Annotated in this window: 21 protein-coding genes; 16 read left to right on the top strand and 5 right to left on the bottom strand. The window is 60.3% G+C overall.

What is annotated here, in order from left to right; all coding sequences use genetic code 11:
- The first annotated feature begins 177 nt into the window (after positions 1-177).
- The 3 genes from KGB18_RS01585 to KGB18_RS01575 are packed head-to-tail and all read left to right on the top strand — an operon-like array spanning position 178 to position 1,398.
- Entirely contained in the window at positions 178-438 is a 261-nt protein-coding gene (locus KGB18_RS01585) for a hypothetical protein (protein ID WP_123720223.1), read from the top strand.
- A gap of 17 nt (positions 439-455) precedes the next feature.
- Positions 456-1,028 (top strand): hypothetical protein, encoded by a 573-nt coding sequence (locus KGB18_RS01580; RefSeq protein WP_038980739.1) that lies wholly within the window; start codon positions 456-458, stop codon positions 1,026-1,028.
- Positions 1,015-1,398 (top strand): hypothetical protein, encoded by a 384-nt coding sequence (locus KGB18_RS01575; RefSeq protein WP_223569303.1) that lies wholly within the window; start codon positions 1,015-1,017, stop codon positions 1,396-1,398. Before KGB18_RS01580 ends, KGB18_RS01575 begins: the two co-directional genes overlap by 14 nt.
- A 42-nt stretch (positions 1,399-1,440) precedes the next feature.
- Here the strand turns inward: KGB18_RS01575 and pyrE are convergent, their stop codons facing one another.
- On the bottom strand, positions 1,441-2,085 hold the full coding sequence (gene pyrE / locus KGB18_RS01570) for an orotate phosphoribosyltransferase (protein WP_223569302.1): 645 nt from the start codon (positions 2,083-2,085) through the stop codon (positions 1,441-1,443).
- 82 nt (positions 2,086-2,167) lie between these two features.
- Here pyrE and KGB18_RS01565 point away from each other — a divergent pair, with 82 nt between their 5' ends.
- Positions 2,168-2,947 (top strand): exodeoxyribonuclease III, encoded by a 780-nt coding sequence (locus KGB18_RS01565; RefSeq protein ID WP_007934608.1) that lies wholly within the window; start codon positions 2,168-2,170, stop codon positions 2,945-2,947.
- Between the two features lie 172 nt (positions 2,948-3,119).
- Here KGB18_RS01565 and KGB18_RS01560 read toward each other — a convergent pair whose 3' ends face one another.
- The gene (locus KGB18_RS01560; protein ID WP_030132446.1) at positions 3,120-3,488 is read right to left on the bottom strand and encodes a DUF4870 domain-containing protein; all 369 of its coding nucleotides are present in this window, start codon (positions 3,486-3,488) and stop codon (positions 3,120-3,122) included.
- Between the two features lie 29 nt (positions 3,489-3,517).
- Positions 3,518-4,240, bottom strand: coding sequence for a ribonuclease PH (gene rph / locus KGB18_RS01555; RefSeq protein WP_123720220.1), 723 nt, complete (start codon positions 4,238-4,240; stop codon positions 3,518-3,520).
- A gap of 269 nt (positions 4,241-4,509) precedes the next feature.
- On the opposite strand from rph, the gene KGB18_RS01550 reads away from it, so the two are divergent.
- The 6 genes from KGB18_RS01550 (at position 4,510) to KGB18_RS01525 (ending at position 9,801) form a co-directional block, all read left to right on the top strand.
- Positions 4,510-5,373, top strand: a complete 864-nt coding sequence (locus KGB18_RS01550) for a YicC/YloC family endoribonuclease (RefSeq protein WP_123720219.1) — start codon at positions 4,510-4,512, stop codon at positions 5,371-5,373.
- Between the two features lie 12 nt (positions 5,374-5,385).
- Entirely contained in the window at positions 5,386-6,006 is a 621-nt protein-coding gene (gene gmk / locus KGB18_RS01545) for a guanylate kinase (RefSeq protein WP_007894672.1), read from the top strand.
- Between the two features lie 167 nt (positions 6,007-6,173).
- Positions 6,174-6,437, top strand: a complete 264-nt coding sequence (rpoZ, locus tag KGB18_RS01540; RefSeq protein WP_007894670.1) for a DNA-directed RNA polymerase subunit omega — start codon at positions 6,174-6,176, stop codon at positions 6,435-6,437.
- Between the two features lie 57 nt (positions 6,438-6,494).
- On the top strand, positions 6,495-8,600 hold the full coding sequence (spoT, locus tag KGB18_RS01535) for a bifunctional GTP diphosphokinase/guanosine-3',5'-bis pyrophosphate 3'-pyrophosphohydrolase (RefSeq protein WP_038980727.1): 2,106 nt from the start codon (positions 6,495-6,497) through the stop codon (positions 8,598-8,600).
- A 24-nt stretch (positions 8,601-8,624) separates the two neighbouring features.
- Positions 8,625-9,005: a RidA family protein gene (locus tag KGB18_RS01530; protein WP_003177257.1), complete on the top strand. Its 381-nt coding sequence runs from the start codon at positions 8,625-8,627 to the stop codon at positions 9,003-9,005.
- 55 nt (positions 9,006-9,060) lie between these two features.
- A complete protein-coding gene (locus tag KGB18_RS01525) occupies positions 9,061-9,801 on the top strand; it encodes a hypothetical protein (RefSeq protein WP_123720218.1) in 741 nt (246 codons plus the stop codon).
- Between the two features lie 138 nt (positions 9,802-9,939).
- Here the strand turns inward: KGB18_RS01525 and KGB18_RS01520 are convergent, their stop codons facing one another.
- Entirely contained in the window at positions 9,940-10,797 is an 858-nt protein-coding gene (locus KGB18_RS01520) for an SDR family oxidoreductase (RefSeq protein WP_201061243.1), read from the bottom strand.
- Positions 10,798-10,987: 190 nt separating this feature from the next.
- On the opposite strand from KGB18_RS01520, the gene exbB reads away from it, so the two are divergent.
- The 6 genes from exbB to KGB18_RS01490 all read left to right on the top strand — a co-directional run bounded on the left by exbB (position 10,988) and on the right by KGB18_RS01490 (position 17,892).
- Positions 10,988-11,944 carry a tonB-system energizer ExbB gene (gene exbB / locus KGB18_RS01515; RefSeq protein WP_052964480.1) on the top strand — a complete coding sequence of 319 codons (957 nt, stop codon included), beginning with the start codon at positions 10,988-10,990 and terminating at the stop codon, positions 11,942-11,944.
- 6 nt (positions 11,945-11,950) lie between these two features.
- Positions 11,951-12,379, top strand: coding sequence for a TonB system transport protein ExbD (gene exbD, locus KGB18_RS01510; protein ID WP_038980717.1), 429 nt, complete (start codon positions 11,951-11,953; stop codon positions 12,377-12,379).
- A complete protein-coding gene (locus KGB18_RS01505; RefSeq protein WP_008007617.1) occupies positions 12,376-13,122 on the top strand; it encodes an energy transducer TonB in 747 nt (248 codons plus the stop codon). Before exbD ends, KGB18_RS01505 begins: the two co-directional genes overlap by 4 nt.
- 276 nt (positions 13,123-13,398) lie before the next feature.
- Positions 13,399-14,328, top strand: coding sequence for a hydrogen peroxide-inducible genes activator (locus KGB18_RS01500; protein WP_008007618.1), 930 nt, complete (start codon positions 13,399-13,401; stop codon positions 14,326-14,328).
- A 9-nt stretch (positions 14,329-14,337) separates the two neighbouring features.
- The gene (gene recG, locus KGB18_RS01495; protein WP_123720215.1) at positions 14,338-16,413 is read left to right on the top strand and encodes an ATP-dependent DNA helicase RecG; all 2,076 of its coding nucleotides are present in this window, start codon (positions 14,338-14,340) and stop codon (positions 16,411-16,413) included.
- Positions 16,414-16,491: 78 nt separating this feature from the next.
- The gene (locus tag KGB18_RS01490) at positions 16,492-17,892 is read left to right on the top strand and encodes an aminoacyl-tRNA deacylase and HDOD domain-containing protein (RefSeq protein ID WP_201061237.1); all 1,401 of its coding nucleotides are present in this window, start codon (positions 16,492-16,494) and stop codon (positions 17,890-17,892) included.
- Between the two features lie 272 nt (positions 17,893-18,164).
- On the opposite strand, the gene KGB18_RS01485 is transcribed toward KGB18_RS01490, so the two are convergent.
- Positions 18,165-18,548, bottom strand: coding sequence for a helicase (locus KGB18_RS01485; RefSeq protein WP_123720213.1), 384 nt, complete (start codon positions 18,546-18,548; stop codon positions 18,165-18,167).
- Positions 18,549-18,750 lie beyond the last annotated feature (202 nt).

The raw sequence follows: 18,750 nt of genomic DNA, 5'->3' as shown, positions 1-18,750 counted from the left end.
TCGGCAGTTCCTACGACAGCGGATTTTCGGATGTACGAAAACCCTGTAGGAGCTGACGAAGTCTGCGATCTTTTTTATGCGCGCAGGAAATGCCTGACCTGACTAAGCGAAACGTCTGACATCGCGAAGTAAGCAATCTGCATAGGATTTTCCCTGAACCCACAGGAGATCTACCTCATGCAAAAAGACTATGTCCCATACGGCAGCGACGTTTCACCTGGCACCTATGCCTGCGTCGATTGCGGTCATGAGTATTCGAACCAAGCCAAAACCTCAATGCCGCCGTGCCCGCAACTCCGGAAAACACCACACACCCGGCATGGCTGGAAAATTCTTACCGGTCAGGGCGATGCCGCTAGTGATCCGTACCCAGAGACAGCCAGTAAACCCGCCGGGATCAAAAAGGCCGAGACGCTCAGCAGCACCAGCAAAAAATAATCCTGGAGGACTGAGCCATGCAGATCTCGTTCACGATCGACGCCCAGGCCTTCGACCTGGAACAAAAGGAACCGGTCAAAAAGACGCTGAGGATTTCCGACCACGAAATAGCTCATGCCCTACAGCGAATAGCCAAGGCGAGTCTGACCGAATACTTGAAAATGCTGGTCGAGGGCGGCATGCCCAGCAGGGCCGATGAGGCGAAACAGGATCGTCTGCTGTATCTGATTCAAAGCTACTTCGGGCAAACGCTGCCGACCGAATCGCAGATATCAACGATCTTCCAACTGACCCAGAGCCAAAGCAAAACGCTCCTGAAGAACACCGTCTCGCGGTTTCGCAATCAACTCGACGATATCCTGCAGAACAGCATGCGGGCCGTGATCGAAACCGCAGACCATGCGCAGACGGTTTACCTGGTCGTCATCAGCTCCGACGTCATTCGTGATGAACTGAACATGCTGATCACCCAGAACGAGCCGACCTTCAAGCCCATCACCAAACGCAAAGGCAGCGCCGGGTTGTTCGAAATCAGCGAAGACTCTCACGACTTGCTATGCAGGACGCTTGGTCTGAATGCCGTTCAGTGACATCGTCGCGGTCAGCGGTTTGCTGCTGACCCTGACCACTTTCATGTTCAATCTGGCGTGGCCCAGGCTGCATGAAGCGTTGGAGATGGATGAAAGACAATCAGGCCCGCAGGCGAGAAAACGCAGCCGGGAACAGGTGATCAATGTTTTCTTCAGCTGTGCATTGCCGCTGACTTGCACCTTCGTGGCGCTGTTTTACGTCAACCTGCCGGCTGCCGTGCGGATCATGCGCAGCAGCACGCTGGATCTATGGGATTTCGACGTGGATCGTACGCTTTATGTACTTGTGGCCTGCGCGCTTCTGGCGTTTGCGGCGCTCAACGTTTGGCTGACCGTGCGGCTCATCGCCAAATGGTGTCACCTGCGCTAGGCACCACCCATAGAAAAGGCCCTGTAAACAGGGCCTTTTCTATTAGACGCCGAATTGGGCGCGGTAGGCTTCAACTGCTGGCAGGTGTTGCTTGAGCTGCGGGTCATCCGCCAGGAACTCGAGAACCTGATTCAGCGAAACAATGCTGATCACCGGGATGCCGAAATCACGCTCCACTTCCTGGATGGCCGACAATTCGCCGTTGCCACGCTCCTGACGGTTCAGGGCGATCAACACGCCCGCGGCCTTGGCGCCGTCCTGGGAAGCGATGATCTGCATCACTTCACGGATGGCGGTGCCTGCGGTGATCACGTCGTCGATGATCAGCACGTCGCCGGCCAATGGCGCGCCGACCAGGCTGCCGCCTTCGCCATGGGCCTTGGCCTCCTTGCGGTTGAAGCACCATGGCAGATCACGGCCATGATGTTCAGCCAGCGCCACGGCAGTAGTCGCCGCCAACGGGATGCCTTTGTAGGCCGGGCCGAACAGCACATCGAACGAAATACCGCTCTCGACGATGGCTGCCGCATAGAAACGACCCAGCTGCGCCAGGGCGGAACCCGAGTTGAACAGGCCGGCATTGAAGAAGTAAGGACTGGTGCGCCCGGACTTCAGGGTGAACTCACCGAAGCGCAAAACGCCACGATCAATGGCAAAACGAATGAAGTCGCGCTGATACGCTTGCATGAAAAAAACCCCAAATACCACGGATTTAGCTAATTAGGTAGACGCCGTGTATCATACCCGCACGCGATTTTTGGGGCCACTTATGCGGATCATCAGTGTGAACGTCAATGGTATTCAGGCTGCAGTCGAGCGTGGTTTGCTCAGTTGGCTGCAAGCACAGAATGCCGACGTCATCTGCCTGCAGGACACCCGCGCCTCCGCCTTTGAACTGGACGATCCAGCCTTCCAACTGGATGGCTACTTCCTTTATGCCTGCGAAGCCGAAGTTCCCGCCCAAGGTGGCGTGGCTTTGTACTCGCGGTTGCAACCGAAGGCAGTCATCAGCGGTCTCGGCTTCGAGACGGCCGACCGCTACGGGCGTTACCTGCAAGCCGATTTCGACAAGGTCAGCATCGCGACCTTGCTGCTCCCTTCGGGGCAGAACGGCGATGAAGATTTGAACCAGAAGTTCAAGCTAATGGACGACTTCGCCCGTTATCTGGATAAACAGCGACGCAAACGTCGCGAGTACATTTATTGTGGCTCGCTGTACGTGGCGCAACAGAAGCTGGATATCAAGAACTGGCGCGACAGCCAGCAATCTCCGGGCTTCCTGGCACCTGAGCGTGCCTGGATGGACGAGATTGTCGGCAACATGGGTTATGTCGATGCCCTGCGCGAAGTCAGCCGTGAAGGCGACCAGTACAGCTGGTGGCCGGACAACGAACAGGCCGAGATGCTCAACCTGGGCTGGCGTTTCGACTACCAGTTGCTGACCCCGGGCCTGCGCCGCTTCGTACGCAGCGCACGCCTGCCACGTCAACCACGGTTCTCGCAGCATGCACCGTTGATCGTGGACTACGACTGGACGCTGACGATCTAAGCGTCTTTTCGCAGATGCAAAAAAGCCGACATCACTGTCGGCTTTTTTGTGGGCAATGATTTGCTTTCTGTGGGAGCGGGCTTGCCCGCGATGAGGCCGCACAGTCAACAGATGTGTTGCCTGCCAGATCGCTATCGCGGGCAAGCCTCCCACAGGAAATCTTTGCTGGTCATTATTTGATCAAGCGCCAGGTGAACGGATACCGGTAAGGGAACCCTTCATTGGCTTTCACGCCGGCAATGATGGTCAATACCAGCGCACCGATCGCGACCAGACCAAACAGGAAGAACCCGATGATCACCACCATCAGCAAGAAGCAGATGGCGGAAGCAATGGCGACAGTGATTTGAAAGTTCAGCGCTTCCTTGCCTTGCGCATCGATGAACGGGTCTGACTCGCGCTTCATCTGCCAGAGAATCAGCGGCCCGATCAGCGTGCCGAACGGCAGCCAGATCCCCAGCAAGGCGGACAGGTGACAAAACATCGCCCACTGACGAACCTCTCGGCTCGGTGTGGGTAGCGGCAGTTGCTCGTCACTCATGGCGTCCTCCTTGCGTGGAGCAGGTCCGATCAGTCGGCCAGTGCAGCCTTCTGCAGTTCGAAAATCTCGTTCATGCCTTTCTTCGCCAGCGCCAGCATCGCGTTCAGCTCTTCCGGCTGGAACGGCGCGCCTTCGGCAGTGCCCTGAACTTCGATGAAACCGCCAGTGCTGGTCATCACCACGTTGAGGTCAGTCTCGGCAGCCGAATCTTCCAGGTAATCGAGGTCAAGCACAGGCTCGCCCTGGTACATGCCCACCGAAACGGCAGCGATCATTTGCTTGAGCGGGTCGCCACCTTTCAGGCCGCCACGCTTCTTGATCACTTTCAAGGCGTCGATCAGTGCAACCATCGCACCGGTGATGGACGCGGTGCGGGTGCCGCCGTCAGCCTGGATCACGTCGCAGTCGACGTACAGGGTGACGTCGCCCAGCTTGGTCATGTCCAGCGCAGCGCGCAGGGAACGGCCGATCAAACGCTGGATTTCCAGAGTACGGCCGCCTTGCTTGCCGCGGCTCGCTTCACGCTGGTTACGTTCGCCAGTGGCGCGCGGCAGCATGCCGTATTCGGCGGTCAACCAACCCTGGCCCTGACCTTTCAGGAAACGCGGCACGCCATTCTCGACGCTGACGGTGCAGATGACTTTGGTATCACCGAACTCGACCAGCACAGAACCCTCAGCGTGTTTGGTGTAGTTGCGGGTAATGCGGATCGAGCGGAGCTGATCGGCAGCGCGACCACTTGGACGTTTCATAGGGATTACCTGTACGGAGGACGGAAAACTGCCGAGCATTATAGAGCCGTGGGCCGCGAGTGGGCACTTCTAAAAAAATCGCCCGACGATTGAAGCCCCTGAATAGAGCTTAGCCGACGGCCTGCAGCTCTTTGTCACAGCGTGTGTTTGGGCGCATCCGCCCCACTGCGCTACAATCCTGCGCCTTTGCTGCCTGTCGGCTTTAATTCACAGATAGCGGGTCCGCGGAACCATGGGTTACGCGCCGACCTGCATTGCGAGGTACCTCCATGGTGCACAGCATGACCGCCTTCGCCCGCGTCGAGAAAGCCGGCGTCCAGGGCACCCTGAGCTGGGAACTGCGCTCGGTCAACAGCCGCTACCTGGAACCCCACCTGCGCCTGCCGGAATCTTTCCGCGACCTCGAAGGCGCGATCCGCGAAGCCCTGCGCCAGGAACTGTCCCGGGGCAAGCTCGAATGCACCCTGCGCTTTACCGAAGAAAGCACCGGCAAACCGCTGCAAGTGGACCGCGAGCGCGCCGCGCAACTGGTCGCTGCCGCCGAGACGGTCGCCAGCCTGATCAAGAACCCCGCCGCACTGAACCCACTGGAAGTCCTGGCCTGGCCCGGCGTACTGGTAGCCGATGCCGCCGACCCGCAAGCGCTGAATGCCGAAGCCCTGGCGCTGTTCCATCAGGGCCTGAAAGAACTCAAGGCCGGTCGCGAGCGCGAAGGCACTGAGCTGGCGCGATTGATCAACGAGCGCCTGACCTCTATTGAAGGGGATGTGGTGATCCTGCGTGAACTGGTCCCGCAGATGCTCGCCACCCAACGCCAGAAAGTCCTCGACCGCTTCACCGACATGAAGGCCGACCTCGACCCGCAGCGACTGGAACAGGAAATGGTCATGCTCGCGCAAAAGAGCGACGTCGCCGAAGAACTGGATCGCTTGAGCACTCACATCATCGAAGTTCGCCGGGTGCTCAAGTCCGGTGGCGCTGCCGGTCGGCGCCTCGACTTCCTGATGCAGGAACTCAACCGCGAAGCCAACACACTGGGCTCCAAAGCCTTCGACCCGCGCAGCACCCAAGCGGCGGTCAACCTCAAAGTGTTGATCGAGCAGATGCGCGAACAAGTGCAGAATATTGAGTAAGGCAAACCCGACATGACCCACAGCACCGGCACCCTGTACATCATTTCCGCCCCTTCGGGCGCGGGCAAGAGCAGTCTGGTCAAGGCCCTGACCGACGCTGATCAGGAGATCCGTGTCTCGGTCTCCCACACCACCCGCGCCATGCGCCCCGGTGAAGTGAACGGCGTGAACTATCACTTCGTCGAACGCAGCGAGTTCGTGAAGATGATCGAGCACGGGGATTTCCTCGAGCGCGCCGAAGTGTTCGGCAATCTCTATGGCACCTCGCAAAGCCACCTGCAGCAGACCCTGGATGAAGGCCACGACCTGATTCTGGAAATTGACTGGCAAGGTGCCGAGCAAGTACGCAAGTTGATGCCGCAAGCCCGCTCGATCTTCATCCTGCCGCCGTCCCTGGAAGCCTTGCGTCAGCGCCTGAACAATCGCGGCCAGGACAGCAACGAGGTCATCGAAGGCCGGATGCGCGAAGCCGTCAGCGAAATGAGCCACTACGTCGACTACGACTACCTGATCATCAACGACGATTTCGCCCACGCGCTGCGCGATTTACAGGCGATTTTCCGTGCCAATCAGCTGCATCAGAAGCGTCAACAGCAGCGTAACGGAAAACTTTTGGCTGAATTGCTCGGCTAAACAGCTCTTCCCAAAACCGCTGCAAGGGCTTTACATTGGCACTTATAGCGCGTTGAAGAGCCTGGTCAAAAAATCAGCGCTTCCCTAATCGCTGGTGATTTTTTAAACTGTTGAGTCCGCTCGCCCACCCGGGCAGCGCGCATATTGCATTCGCTCCGAGGAATACCATGGCCCGCGTAACCGTTGAAGACTGCCTGAACCACGTGGAAAACCGTTTTGAACTGGTCATGCTGTCCACCAAGCGTGCCCGTCAACTGGCCACCGGCGGCAAAGAGCCCCTGGTTCAGTGGGAAAACGACAAGCCTACTGTTGTAGCGCTGCGTGAAATCGCCGAAGGCCTGATGAGCTACGAGTTCATCGCCAACGCAGAAATCGTCGAAGACGAACCGCTGTTCGCAGCGTTCGAGGACGAGTCCAACGAGGCAGTATAAGTCCATGCCTGGTCGACGTAGCACGGCGCGGGGTCACAACGAACGGCAGGAATTATCATGCCGAGCATAGACGCCCTCGCCGATCGCTTATCGACCTACCTCGGCAAGGACCAGGTCAATCTGGTCCGCCGAGCGTACTTCTACGCCGAACAAGCCCACGATGGCCAACGCCGCCGCAGCGGTGAGGCATACGTCACGCACCCACTCGCGGTTGCGAATATTCTTGCCGACATGCATATGGACCATCAGAGCCTGATGGCGGCCATGCTGCATGACGTGATCGAAGACACCGGTATTGCCAAGGAAGCGCTGCAAGCGCAGTTCGGCGAAACCGTGGCCGAACTGGTCGACGGGGTCAGCAAACTGACCCAGATGAACTTCGAGACCAAAGCCGAAGCCCAGGCCGAAAACTTCCAGAAAATGGCCATGGCCATGGCGCGCGACATTCGCGTGATCCTGGTCAAGCTGGCCGACCGCCTGCACAACATGCGCACCCTGGAAGTACTGTCCGGCGAAAAGCGCCGGCGGATCGCCAAGGAAACCCTGGAAATCTATGCGCCCATTGCCAACCGGCTGGGCATGCACGCCATCCGCATAGAGTTCGAAGACCTCGGCTTCAAGGCCATGCACCCGATGCGTTCCGCGCGGATCAACCAGGCGGTCAAACGCGCCCGGGGCAACCGCAAGGAAATCGTCAACAAGATCGAAGAATCCCTCAGCCACTGCCTGGCCATCGACGGCATCCAGGGCGAGGTCAGCGGTCGTCAGAAACACCTCTACGGCATCTACAAGAAAATGCGCGGCAAGCGTCGAGCCTTCAACGAGATCATGGACGTCTACGCGTTCCGGATCATCGTCGACAAGGTCGATACCTGCTACCGCGTGCTGGGCGCTGTACACAATTTGTACAAACCGTTGCCGGGTCGCTTCAAGGATTACATCGCGATCCCCAAGGCCAACGGCTACCAGTCGTTGCACACCACGCTGTTCGGCATGCACGGTGTACCGATCGAGATCCAGATCCGCACCCGTGAAATGGAAGAGATGGCCAACAACGGCATCGCTGCCCATTGGCTGTACAAGTCCAGCGGCGACGAGCAGCCCAAAGGCACTCACGCCCGCGCCCGCCAGTGGGTCAAAGGCGTGCTGGAAATGCAGCAACGGGCCGGCAACTCGCTGGAATTCATCGAAAGCGTGAAGATCGACCTGTTCCCGGACGAGGTCTACGTGTTCACGCCCAAAGGCCGGATCATGGAGCTGCCCAAAGGCTCCACGGCGGTCGACTTCGCTTACGCGGTGCACACCGACGTGGGCAACAGCTGCATTGCCTGTCGGATCAATCGTCGTCTCGCGCCGCTGTCCGAACCGCTGCAAAGCGGCTCCACGGTCGAGATCGTCAGCGCCCCCGGCGCGCGGCCGAACCCGGCCTGGCTCAACTTCGTGGTCACCGGCAAGGCGCGGACGCACATCCGCCATGCGCTGAAACTGCAACGCCGTTCCGAGTCCATCAGCCTCGGCGAACGCCTGCTGAACAAGGTGCTCAACGGTTTCGACAGCTCCTTGGAAAAAGTCCCGGTCGAGCGCGTGCAGTTGATGCTCCACGAATATCGCCTCGAACTCATCGAAGACTTGCTCGAAGACATCGGCCTGGGCAATCGCATGGCTTACGTGGTCGCCCGCCGCCTGCTTGGCGAAGGGGAGCAGCTGCCAAGCCCGGAAGGTCCGCTGGCGATTCGTGGCACCGAAGGCCTGGTACTCAGTTACGCCAAGTGCTGCACGCCGATCCCGGGCGACCCGATTGTCGGTCACCTCTCCGCGGGCAAAGGCATGGTGGTGCACCTGGACAACTGCCGCAACATCAGCGAAATCCGCCACAACCCGGAAAAATGCATCCAGCTCTCGTGGGCCAAGGATGTCACCGGCGAATTCAACGTCGAGCTGCGCGTCGAACTGGAGCACCAGCGCGGCCTGATCGCCTTGCTGGCCAGCAGTGTCAACGCGGCCGACGGCAATATCGAAAAAATCAGCATGGACGAACGCGACGGTCGTATCAGCGTGGTCCAACTGGTGGTCAGCGTGCACGACCGCGTGCACCTGGCCCGCGTGATCAAGAAACTGCGCGCCCTGACCGGGGTCATCCGCATCACCCGCATGCGCGCGTAGCCCACCCTTCACAAGGAGTCATACATGACCAAGACCGTTATCAACAGCGACAAGGCCCCGGCCGCCATCGGTACTTATTCCCAGGCGATCAAGGCTGGCAACACCGTTTACATGTCGGGTCAGATTCCTCTGGACCCAAAAACCATGGAACTGGTCGAAGGCTTCGAAGCCCAGACCGTCCAGGTGTTCGAGAACCTCAAAGCCGTGGCTGAAGCAGCCGGTGGTTCGTTCAAGGACATCGTCAAACTGAACATCTTCCTCACTGACTTGAGCCACTTCGCCAAGGTCAACGAGATCATGGGCAAGTACTTCGACCAACCTTATCCAGCCCGCGCCGCCATCGGCGTAGCAGCCCTGCCAAAGGGTTCGCAGGTTGAAATGGATGCCATTCTGGTCATCGAGTAATGTGTCCGGCGCAACCCCAGAGGTTGCGCCGATTTCGTTCTGAAAGGATTCCACCATGCGCCAAGCGCTAGCTCTCTCGCTGGTCGCCCTTCTCTTGGGCGGTTGTGCCAGCGACCCTGCCGACCGTGATATCAGCGGCACCTGGATCAATCAGTCGGCAATCGATGCTGCATCCAAAGGCGGCCCCCTGCGCGAAGCGCTCCAGGCCTATGGCCCGAATCTGGAATGGGACGTCAACACCAGAGCCGGTCAGGCCCGCTACACCAATGGTTTTGAAAATGTCGAAGGCAAGCTGCTGGGCGAAGAGTCCGGCGCCTGGAAAGTCGACTTTTATGGCAGCTCCGCCAGCGAGCTGAAGCGTGATGGTAAACAACTGAGCCAGGTCGCCAACGACAACGAGCCGGAGCAAGTCTTCGACCGTGCAGCGGTCCCGGTGCCGGAAGGCGCACCGATTGGCGCGAGTTTCGAGCGAGCGCTGTATTCGGCTTATATGGGCGGCAGCTGGAAAATTCTCAGCGGCCCCGGCGAAGGCAACACCGTGCAATTCCAGGCCGATGGCCAGGTTGCCGGCCTGCCCGGTGCGGATCGTTATGCCCTGTGCCTGGCGGGCGATTGCGCGTCGATGAGCGGCGGCAACGATAACATCTGGCTGCAGGCGAACGGCCAGGGCAATACCTGGATCTTTGCGCGCAAGGGCAAGGAACTAGAGATTTTCCAGACCGTGAATACCGCACTGGCGGACGAGATGCCTTCGTTTACGCCGGGTGATCGCAAATGGTTGCTGGAAAAGCAGTAACCCGAATCTGAAGCCAACAGATAACCCTGTGGGAGCGGGCTTGCCCGCGATGGCGGTGTAACAGTCAACCTGGATGTTGAATGTTATGGCCTCATCGCGGGCAAGCCCGCTCCCACAGTTGATGGGTGTAACTGGATTTCAGCAGCGGCCTTCGAGGATCGCGGCATAACCTTCGCGGAAACTCGGATACTTCGGCACCCACCCCAACGCCTTCGCCCGGGCATTGCTGCAGCGCTTGCTGCCGGTACGACGCACACTGGCGTCTTCGGCCCATTCGGTCACGCCCAAGTACTCACGCAACCAGCCCACCACTTCCGCCAGCGGTGCAGGCGCATCGTCGACGCCTATATAGTCATCATCCAGCGTCACCCCACGCCGATCCGCCTCAAGCAGAAACGCCAGCAACCCCGCAGCGTCATCGACGTGAATGCGGTTGGCGTACAACGGTGGATCGATCGCCACGCGATAACCGCGACGGACCTGGGTCAGCAGAAACTCTCGGCCCGGACCGTAGATCCCGGTCAAGCGCACGATGCTCGCCGGAATGCCGCTATCACGCGCCACTTGCTCGGCCTCCAGCATCACACGCCCTGAATAGCCAGCCGCCACGGTCGGCGAGTTCTCGTCGACCCACTCGCCCTCTTGCTGGCCGTAAACGCTGCTGCTGGAAACGAATAGCAGCCGATTGGGCACTTGCCCGTAGTCGCCCAGCCATTCCAGCACGTGCTGCAAACCCTGAATATAAGCGGCGCGGTATCCGGCCTCATCGTGATCGGTAGCCGCCGCGCAATACACCAGGTAATCCACCGCTCCGATTGGCCAGGTCGCCGGGCAGTCTTTATTGAACAAGTCACCGGCAACGCCAATCACCCCTTGGGGCAGGCGTGAGACGTCACGCCGCAAGCCGTGAACCTCCCACCCTGAATTCAGCAATTGCGTGGCCAGGCGACTGCCGACATCACCGCAGCCGGCGATCAAAACAGAAGGCGCGGACATCAGAAAACTCCTATCGGAAAGCTACAGACTAGCGTCGGCAAAGGACACGCGGCTAGCAATGAAGGAAAAAAAGATACTCTATTACTTTTGTTAACAAGAATTACTTGCAATAATGCGGGTCACTTTTGTTCTCGGCCTCACGAGGCCTGGAAGAACATTTACCGTTTTTTTCCTTTCAGGTCCGGCCAGCATGACACGCAATCAATTCCCCGCTTCGCCAACCAAACGACCTCGCGCCTGGAGCGCGGTGGCCGCCCTGCTGCTCAGCCTGATGCTGGCGCCGACCGCCGCCTTCGCCGATGCACAAGCGCCGGCCACACAGCCAGCTGCCGCTCAAACACCAGTTGCACCTGCCGTGACACCCGCCGCGACCGATCCGGTCCAGGCCGTAGACGCCGCTGACGTGCCGGAAGTCCTTGAAGCCGACAACTCGCTGGGCATGGCCCATGACTTGTCGCCGTGGGGCATGTACCAGAACGCCGACATCATCGTGAAGATCGTGATGATCGGCCTGGCCATCGCCTCAATCATCACCTGGACCATCTGGATCGCCAAGGGCTTCGAGTTGATGGGCGCCAAGCGTCGTCTGCGCACTGAAATCGTTCATCTGAAAAAAGCCGCCACCCTTAAAGAAGCCAGCGCAACGGCAGCCAAGGAAGGCACCCTCGCCAACCTGCTGGTCCACGACGCGCTGGAAGAAATGCGCCTGTCGGCCAACAGCCGCGAAAAAGAAGGCATCAAGGAACGTGTGAGCTTCCGCCTCGAGCGCCTCGTCGCTGCGTGCGGTCGCAACATGAGCAGCGGCACCGGCGTACTCGCCACCATCGGTTCCACCGCGCCGTTCGTCGGTCTGTTCGGCACCGTGTGGGGCATCATGAACAGCTTCATCGGCATCGCCAAAACCCAGACCACCAACCTCGCAGTCGTAGCTCCCGGCATCGCCGAAGCCCTGCTGGCAACCGCGCTGGGCCTGGTTGCAGCAATTCCTGCAGTGGTCATCTACAACGTCTTCGCCCGCTCCATCGCCGGTTACAAGGCGCAAGTGTCCGATGCCTCGGCAGAAGTTCTGCTGCTGGTCAGCCGTGATCTCGACCACCTGCCGGCCGAGCGTAGTAGCTCGCAACCGCACATGGTGAAAGTGGGGTAATCGGCCATGGGCCTGCATTTGAAAGAAGGCGCAGACGACGATCTGGCCGAGAACCACGAAATCAACGTCACGCCGTTCATCGACGTGATGCTGGTGCTGTTGATCATCTTCATGGTGGCGGCCCCGCTGGCCACCGTGGACATCAAGGTCGACCTGCCTGCTTCCACCGCCAAACCGGCGCCGCGGCCAGAGAAACCGGTGTTCCTCAGCGTGAAAGCTGACCAGCGCCTGTTTCTCGGCGAAGACGAAGTGAAGGCCGAAACCCTCGGCGCCACACTCGACGCCAAGACGAAGGGCAAGAAAGACACGACGATCTTCTTCCAGGCCGATAAAGGCGTGGACTACGGCGACTTGATGAGCGTGATGGACGCCCTGCGCGCCGCCGGCTACCTGAAGGTCGGCCTGGTCGGACTCGAGACGGCAGCCAAGAAATGATCAACACGCGCCAAAAGCTGACGCGTTACAGCGGGAGCCTGGCCGTGGTGCTGGGCGTCCATGCGCTGGCCATTGCGCTGGCGCTGAACTGGACGTCGCGCCCGCCGATCGAGCTGCCACCGCAAGCGATGATGGTCGAGCTGGCGCCGGTTCCGGCCCCGCCACCGCCCGCACCGCCAAAGGTGATCACGCCGCCACAGCCTCCGGCACCGGTGGAAGAACTGCCGCTGCCGAAACTCGCTGAAGCGCCGAAAGCCGAGATTGCCGTGCCGAAACCGGTCAAACCCAAGCCGAAGCCTCAACCGCCCAAGCCTGTGGAGAAAAAGCCGGAGCCGCCGAAGGAGAAACCCTCCGAGGAAAAACCGAGCGACGCGCAACCGACCCAGGCACCGACGGAGAAATCCGCTCAGCCGGCACCCGGTCCATCACCGGCGCAGCAAGCGGCCAAGGCCAGCTGGCAAGGCACCCTGCTCGCGCACTTGGCCAAGTACAAAAAGTACCCGGCCAGTGCACAGCAACGGGGCAAGGAAGGCTTGAACCGTCTGCGCTTCGTGGTGGATGCGGAAGGTAACGTGTTGTCGTTCGAACTGGTGGGCCGCTCCGGCAACGCCGATCTGGACCGGGCCACCCTGGAAATGATCCGTCGCGCCCAACCGCTGCCCAAGCCACCGGCCGACATGCTGAACAACGGCTCCATCGAAATCGTTGCACCGTTTGTTTACTCGCTGGAACGTCGCCGTTAAGACGCAATACAAAACCCTGTGGGAGCGGGCTTGCCCGCGATAGCGATATAACAGTCGACAAAGATGTTGGATGTGATGGCCTCATCGCGGGCAAGCCCGCTCCCACAGGTTCTTCGGCGGCTACAAAACCTATGAAAGGCACCGAAAGGTGCCTTTTTGCCTATCTGGAAACGCCAAACCCGCATTGCCCTGTGTCACTCAGCACACTCAGTCTGATAACGTGCGTCTATCGATTGCAGCCGGTATGCTTGGCCCGCAACTTCATGGACGCTTGCTATGACTCTCACAGAATTACGCTACATCGTTACCCTCGCCCAAGAGCAGCACTTCGGTCACGCGGCCGAGCGTTGCCACGTCAGCCAGCCGACCCTGTCGGTGGGCGTGAAAAAGCTTGAAGACGAACTCGGTGTGCTGATTTTCGAGCGCAGCAAGAGCGCCGTGCGCCTGACCCCGGTCGGCGAAGGCATTGTCGCCCAGGCACAGAAAGTCCTGGAGCAGGCCCAAGGCATCCGTGAACTGGCCCAAGCCGGCAAGAACCAGCTGACCGCGCCACTGAAAGTCGGCGCGATTTATACCGTCGGCCCGTACCTGTTCCCGCACCTGATTCCACAACTGCACCGGGTCGCCCCGCAGATGCCGTTGTACATCGAAGAAAACTTCACCCACGTGCTGCGCGACAAACTGCGCAACGGCGAGCTCGACGCGATCATCATCGCCCTGCCGTTCAATGAAGCCGACGTACTGACCCTGCAGCTCTACGACGAGCCGTTCTACGTCTTGATGCCGGCCCAGCACCCGTGGACGCAAAAAGAATCCATCGACGCCGCCCTGCTCAACGACAAGAGCCTGCTGCTGCTCGGCGAAGGCCACTGCTTCCGCGATCAAGTGCTGGAAGCCTGCCCGACCCTGGCCAAAGGCAACGACGGCGCCAAACACACCACGGTGGAATCCAGCTCGCTGGAAACCATTCGCCACATGGTCGCGTCCGGCCTGGGCATTTCGATCCTGCCGCTGTCGGCGGTCGACAGCCATCACTACGCTCCCGGTGTGATCGAAGTTCGTCCATTGAGCGCGCCAGTGCCGTTCCGCACCGTGGCCATCGCCTGGCGCGCGAGCTTCCCGCGGCCGAAGGCGATTGAAATCCTCGCCGACTCCATTCGCCTGTGCTCGGTGGCCAAGCCGCCAGCGCCGGTGGTGGCCGGTTAAGTCGCTGCCATGACCGAGTTGTCGCAAGTGTCGGTGACGGCACTCAAGGGTGTCGGCGAAGCCATGGCCGAGAAACTGGCCAAGGTCGGCCTGGAGAATCTCCAGGACGTGCTGTTCCACCTGCCGCTGCGTTATCAGGACCGCACCCGCGTGGTCCCGATCGGCCATTTGCGACCCGGGCAAGACGCCGTAATCGAAGGCACCGTCAGCGGTGCCGACGTGGTCATGGGCCGGCGCCGCAGCCTGGTTGTCCGTCTGCAGGACGGCACCGGCGGGCTCAGCCTGCGTTTCTACCATTTCAGCAACGCCCAGAAAGAAGGCCTCAAACGCGGCACGCGCATTCGCTGTTATGGCGAAGCGCGGCCCGGTGCGTCAGGACTGGAGATCTACCACCCGGAATACCGCGCCATCACCGGCGACGAACCGCCGCCGGTGGATGAAACCCTGACCCCGGTCTACCCGCTCACCGAAGGCCTGACCCAGCAGCGTTTGCGCCAACTGTGCATGCAAACCCTCACCCTGCTCGGCCCCAGCAGCCTGCCCGACTGGCTGCCAACCGAACTGGCCCGGGACTATCAACTGGCGCCGCTGGCCGATGCGATCCGCTACCTGCATCACCCGCCCGCCGATGCCGACGTCGACGAACTCGCCCTCGGTCATCACTGGGCCCAACACCGTTTGGCCTTCGAAGAACTGCTGACCCATCAACTGTCCCAGCAGCGCCTGCGCGAGAGCATGCGTGCCCTGCGTGCCCCGGCGATGCCAAAAGCCACCAAGCTGCCAACCCAGTATTTGGCCAACCTCGGCTTCACGCCGACCGGCGCCCAGCAGCGGGTCGGCAACGAAATCGCTTACGACCTCAGTCAGCATGAGCCGATGTTGCGGCTGATCCAGGGCGACGTGGGCGCCGGCAAAACCGTGGTCGCCGCCCTCGCCGCGCTGCAAGCGCTGGAGGCCGGTTATCAGGTCGCATTGATGGCGCCCACAGAGATTCTCGCCGAGCAGCACTTCATTACCTTCAAGCGCTGGCTCGAACCGCTGGGTATTGAAGTCGCGTGGCTGGCCGGCAAGCTCAAGGGTAAAAACCGCGTCGCCGCGCTGGAGCAAATCGCCAGCGGTACGCCAATGGTGGTCGGCACCCACGCGCTGTTCCAGGACGAAGTGCAGTTCAAGAACCTGGCGCTGGCGATCATCGATGAACAGCACCGCTTCGGCGTGCAGCAGCGCCTGGCATTACGGCAGAAAGGCGTCGGCGGACGGATGTGTCCGCACCAGCTGATCATGACCGCCACGCCGATCCCCCGGACGCTGGCCATGAGCGCCTACGCCGACCTCGACACCTCGATCCTCGACGAACTGCCGCCCGGCCGTACGCCCGTAAACACGGTACTGGTCACCGACACCCGGCGCGTCGAAGTGATCGAACGCGTGCGCGGCGCTTGTGCCGAAGGGCGTCAGGCTTATTGGGTGTGCACGCTGATCGAAGAGTCTGAAGAGCTGACCTGCCAGGCCGCCGAAACTACTTTTGAAGACCTCACCGCCGCCCTCGGCGAGTTGAAGGTCGGGCTGATCCACGGCCGCATGAAGCCCGCCGAGAAAGCCGCGGTGATGGCCGAGTTCAAGGCCGGCAACCTGCAACTGCTGGTCGCCACCACCGTGATTGAAGTCGGCGTCGATGTGCCCAACGCCAGTCTGATGATCATCGAAAACCCGGAGCGCCTCGGCCTCGCGCAACTGCACCAACTGCGTGGCCGTGTCGGTCGGGGCAGCGCCGTCAGCCATTGCGTGCTGCTTTACCATCCGCCGCTGTCGCAGATCGGTCGTCAGCGGCTGGGAATCATGCGCGAAACCAACGACGGTTTTGTCATCGCCGAAAAAGACCTCGAACTGCGCGGCCCCGGCGAAATGCTCGGCACGCGCCAGACCGGTCTGCTGCAATTCAAAGTCGCGGATCTGATGCGCGATGCCGACTTGCTGCCCGCCGTACGCGACGCCGCTCAGGCCTTACTCGAGCGTTGGCCGGATCACGTCAGCCCGTTGCTCGACCGCTGGCTACGCCATGGGCAGCAATACGGCCAAGTGTGAGCACTGTCGCAGTTTCTGGACCCTGGCGTTAAACAAGCTGGTTATACTCCTGCAATTGTTTGCAAACGGATACAGACCATGACAGAAGCTGCCCTCGCCCCCGAAACCCCGCACGCTCCGTCTGTTATTCGGCTGCTGCTCGGCAAGCTGGACATCGCCTACGAAGAAGTCCTCGACCATCACGGCCTGAACGCCGCGCGTAAAGTGCAGGCAGTTTTGCTGGACGATGCTGTCGGCGCACTCATGGTGCTTTTTCCGCAGAGCCAATTGCTGGACCTCAACCGCCTCGCTGAACTCACGGGCCGCCGGTTGACTGCTGTATCCACCGAACGCCTGGTAAAGATGCTCGGCAAACACAACCTGAGCCTGCTGCCCGGCCTGCCGGCACTCACCAGCTCGCCGTGCCTGTATGAAGAAAGCCTGCTGCGCGAACCGACGTTGCTGATCAACTCGGGCGAGCCGGGGGTGCTGCTGGAAATTTCCAGCGACGATTTCAAAACCATGCTCACCAAGGCTAGCGCCGGCAATTTCGGCGAAGCCGTGAACCGCATCCGCCCAAACCTCGACCGCCCCAACGATGACCGCGAGGAAATCACCCAGGCCGTTCAAGCATTCACTGCGCGGCGTATCCAGCAACGTCTGGAAGAGACCATCGAGATTCCGCCGCTGGCCGAGACCGCGCAGAAAATCATTAAACTGCGCGTCGACCCCAACGCCACCATCGACGACATCACCGGCGTTGTTGAAACCGACCCGGCCCTGGCAGCACAAGTCGTCAGCTGGGCAGCGTCGCCGTACTACGCCTCGCCGGGAAAAATTCGTTCAGTGGAAGACGCCATCGTCCGAGTGCTGGGTTTCGACCTGGTGATCAACCTGGCGCTGGGCCTGGCCCTGGGCAAAACCCTGAGCCTGCCCAAAGACCACCCGCAACACACCACGCCGTACTGGCAGCAATCGATCTACACCGCCGCCGTCATCGAAGGCCTGACCCGCGCCATGCCACGCGCCCAGCGCCCGGAAGCCGGCCTGACCTACCTCGCCGGCCTGCTGCACAACTTCGGCTACTTGCTGTTGGCCCACGTGTTCCCGCCGCACTTCTCGCTGATCTGCCGCCACCTGGAGGTCAACCCGCACCTGTGCCACAGCTACGTGGAACAACACCTGCTGGGCATCAGCCGCGAACAGATCGGCTCATGGCTGATGCGCTACTGGGACATGCCAGAAGAACTGGCCACCTCCCTGCGCTTCCAGCACGACCCAAGCTACGACGGCGACTACGCCGAATACCCGAACCTCGTGTGTTTGGCCGTGCGTTTGCTGCGCAGCCGCGGCATCGGCTCCGGGCCGGATGAAGACATCCCCGACGCCCTGCTCGAACGCGTCGGCCTGAGCCGCGACAAAGCCAACGACGTCGTCAGCAAAGTCCTCGAAGCCGAAGTGCTGCTGCGCGAACTGGCTTCGCAATTTAGCCAGGCCTAAAAGCATCGCGGGCAAGCCACGCTCCCACAGGATTTAGGCGATCCCTGTGGGAGCGGGCTTGCCCGCGATGAATCCAACTTGATCTAACTGAATCACCACAACCCATTGTGGCGAGGGAGCTTGCTCCCACTCGACTGCGCAGCAGTCGCAACCCAGCCAACGCGATGTGTCAGATACAACCGAGGTCTCAGGCTTTAGGGCCGCTTCGCAGCCCAACGGGAGCAAGCTCCCTCGCCACAAAAAGCCCTCTCACCACAGACCTGATCAGGCTCTCAAGCCTTAGCCTTCACCTTCTTAGGCTTCAAATACTTGGTCAACCCCTGAAACCAGATCACCAACGCCGGGTTGCCCTTGATCTGAATCGACTTGTCCTGAATCCCCGTCATAAACGCCAATTGCTTGTTCTTCGCCTGCATCGTGGCAAAGCCATACGCCGCGTCTTTAAAGGCAATCGCAAACGCCGGCTCGGCATACACGCCCGACCTGCTGGTAATGCGCTGGTCCTTCACAAAGAAATGTCGCGCCACTTTCCCGTCCAGGGTCTGTAGCTGGAACACCAATTCCTTGTCACCCAACTGCTGCTGAAACGCAGGATTAGTCCGACTGGCCTTACCCATCAACAAACCCAGCATCCACAGAAGAAAACGAAATTTCATGCGCACAGCCTCAAAAGAAAAATGAACGGCCGGCGCAGTGTAGCGGCTTCAAGCCAGAACGCCACCATCTGGTTGCGTTAGAAGAAGATGCAGGTATTTTTGACGCTAATGACTACCAAGTCACGCCTACCTGATCGTTCCCACGCTTTGCGTGGGAATGCATCCCGTGACGCTCCGCGTCACACCCAACACCCGCCCTACA

It is taken from the genome of Pseudomonas sp. BF-R-26 (genome assembly GCF_019947395.1).
GTDB lineage: Bacteria > Pseudomonadota > Gammaproteobacteria > Pseudomonadales > Pseudomonadaceae > Aquipseudomonas > Aquipseudomonas farris.
This window is presented reverse-complemented; position numbering and strand designations above follow the sequence as displayed.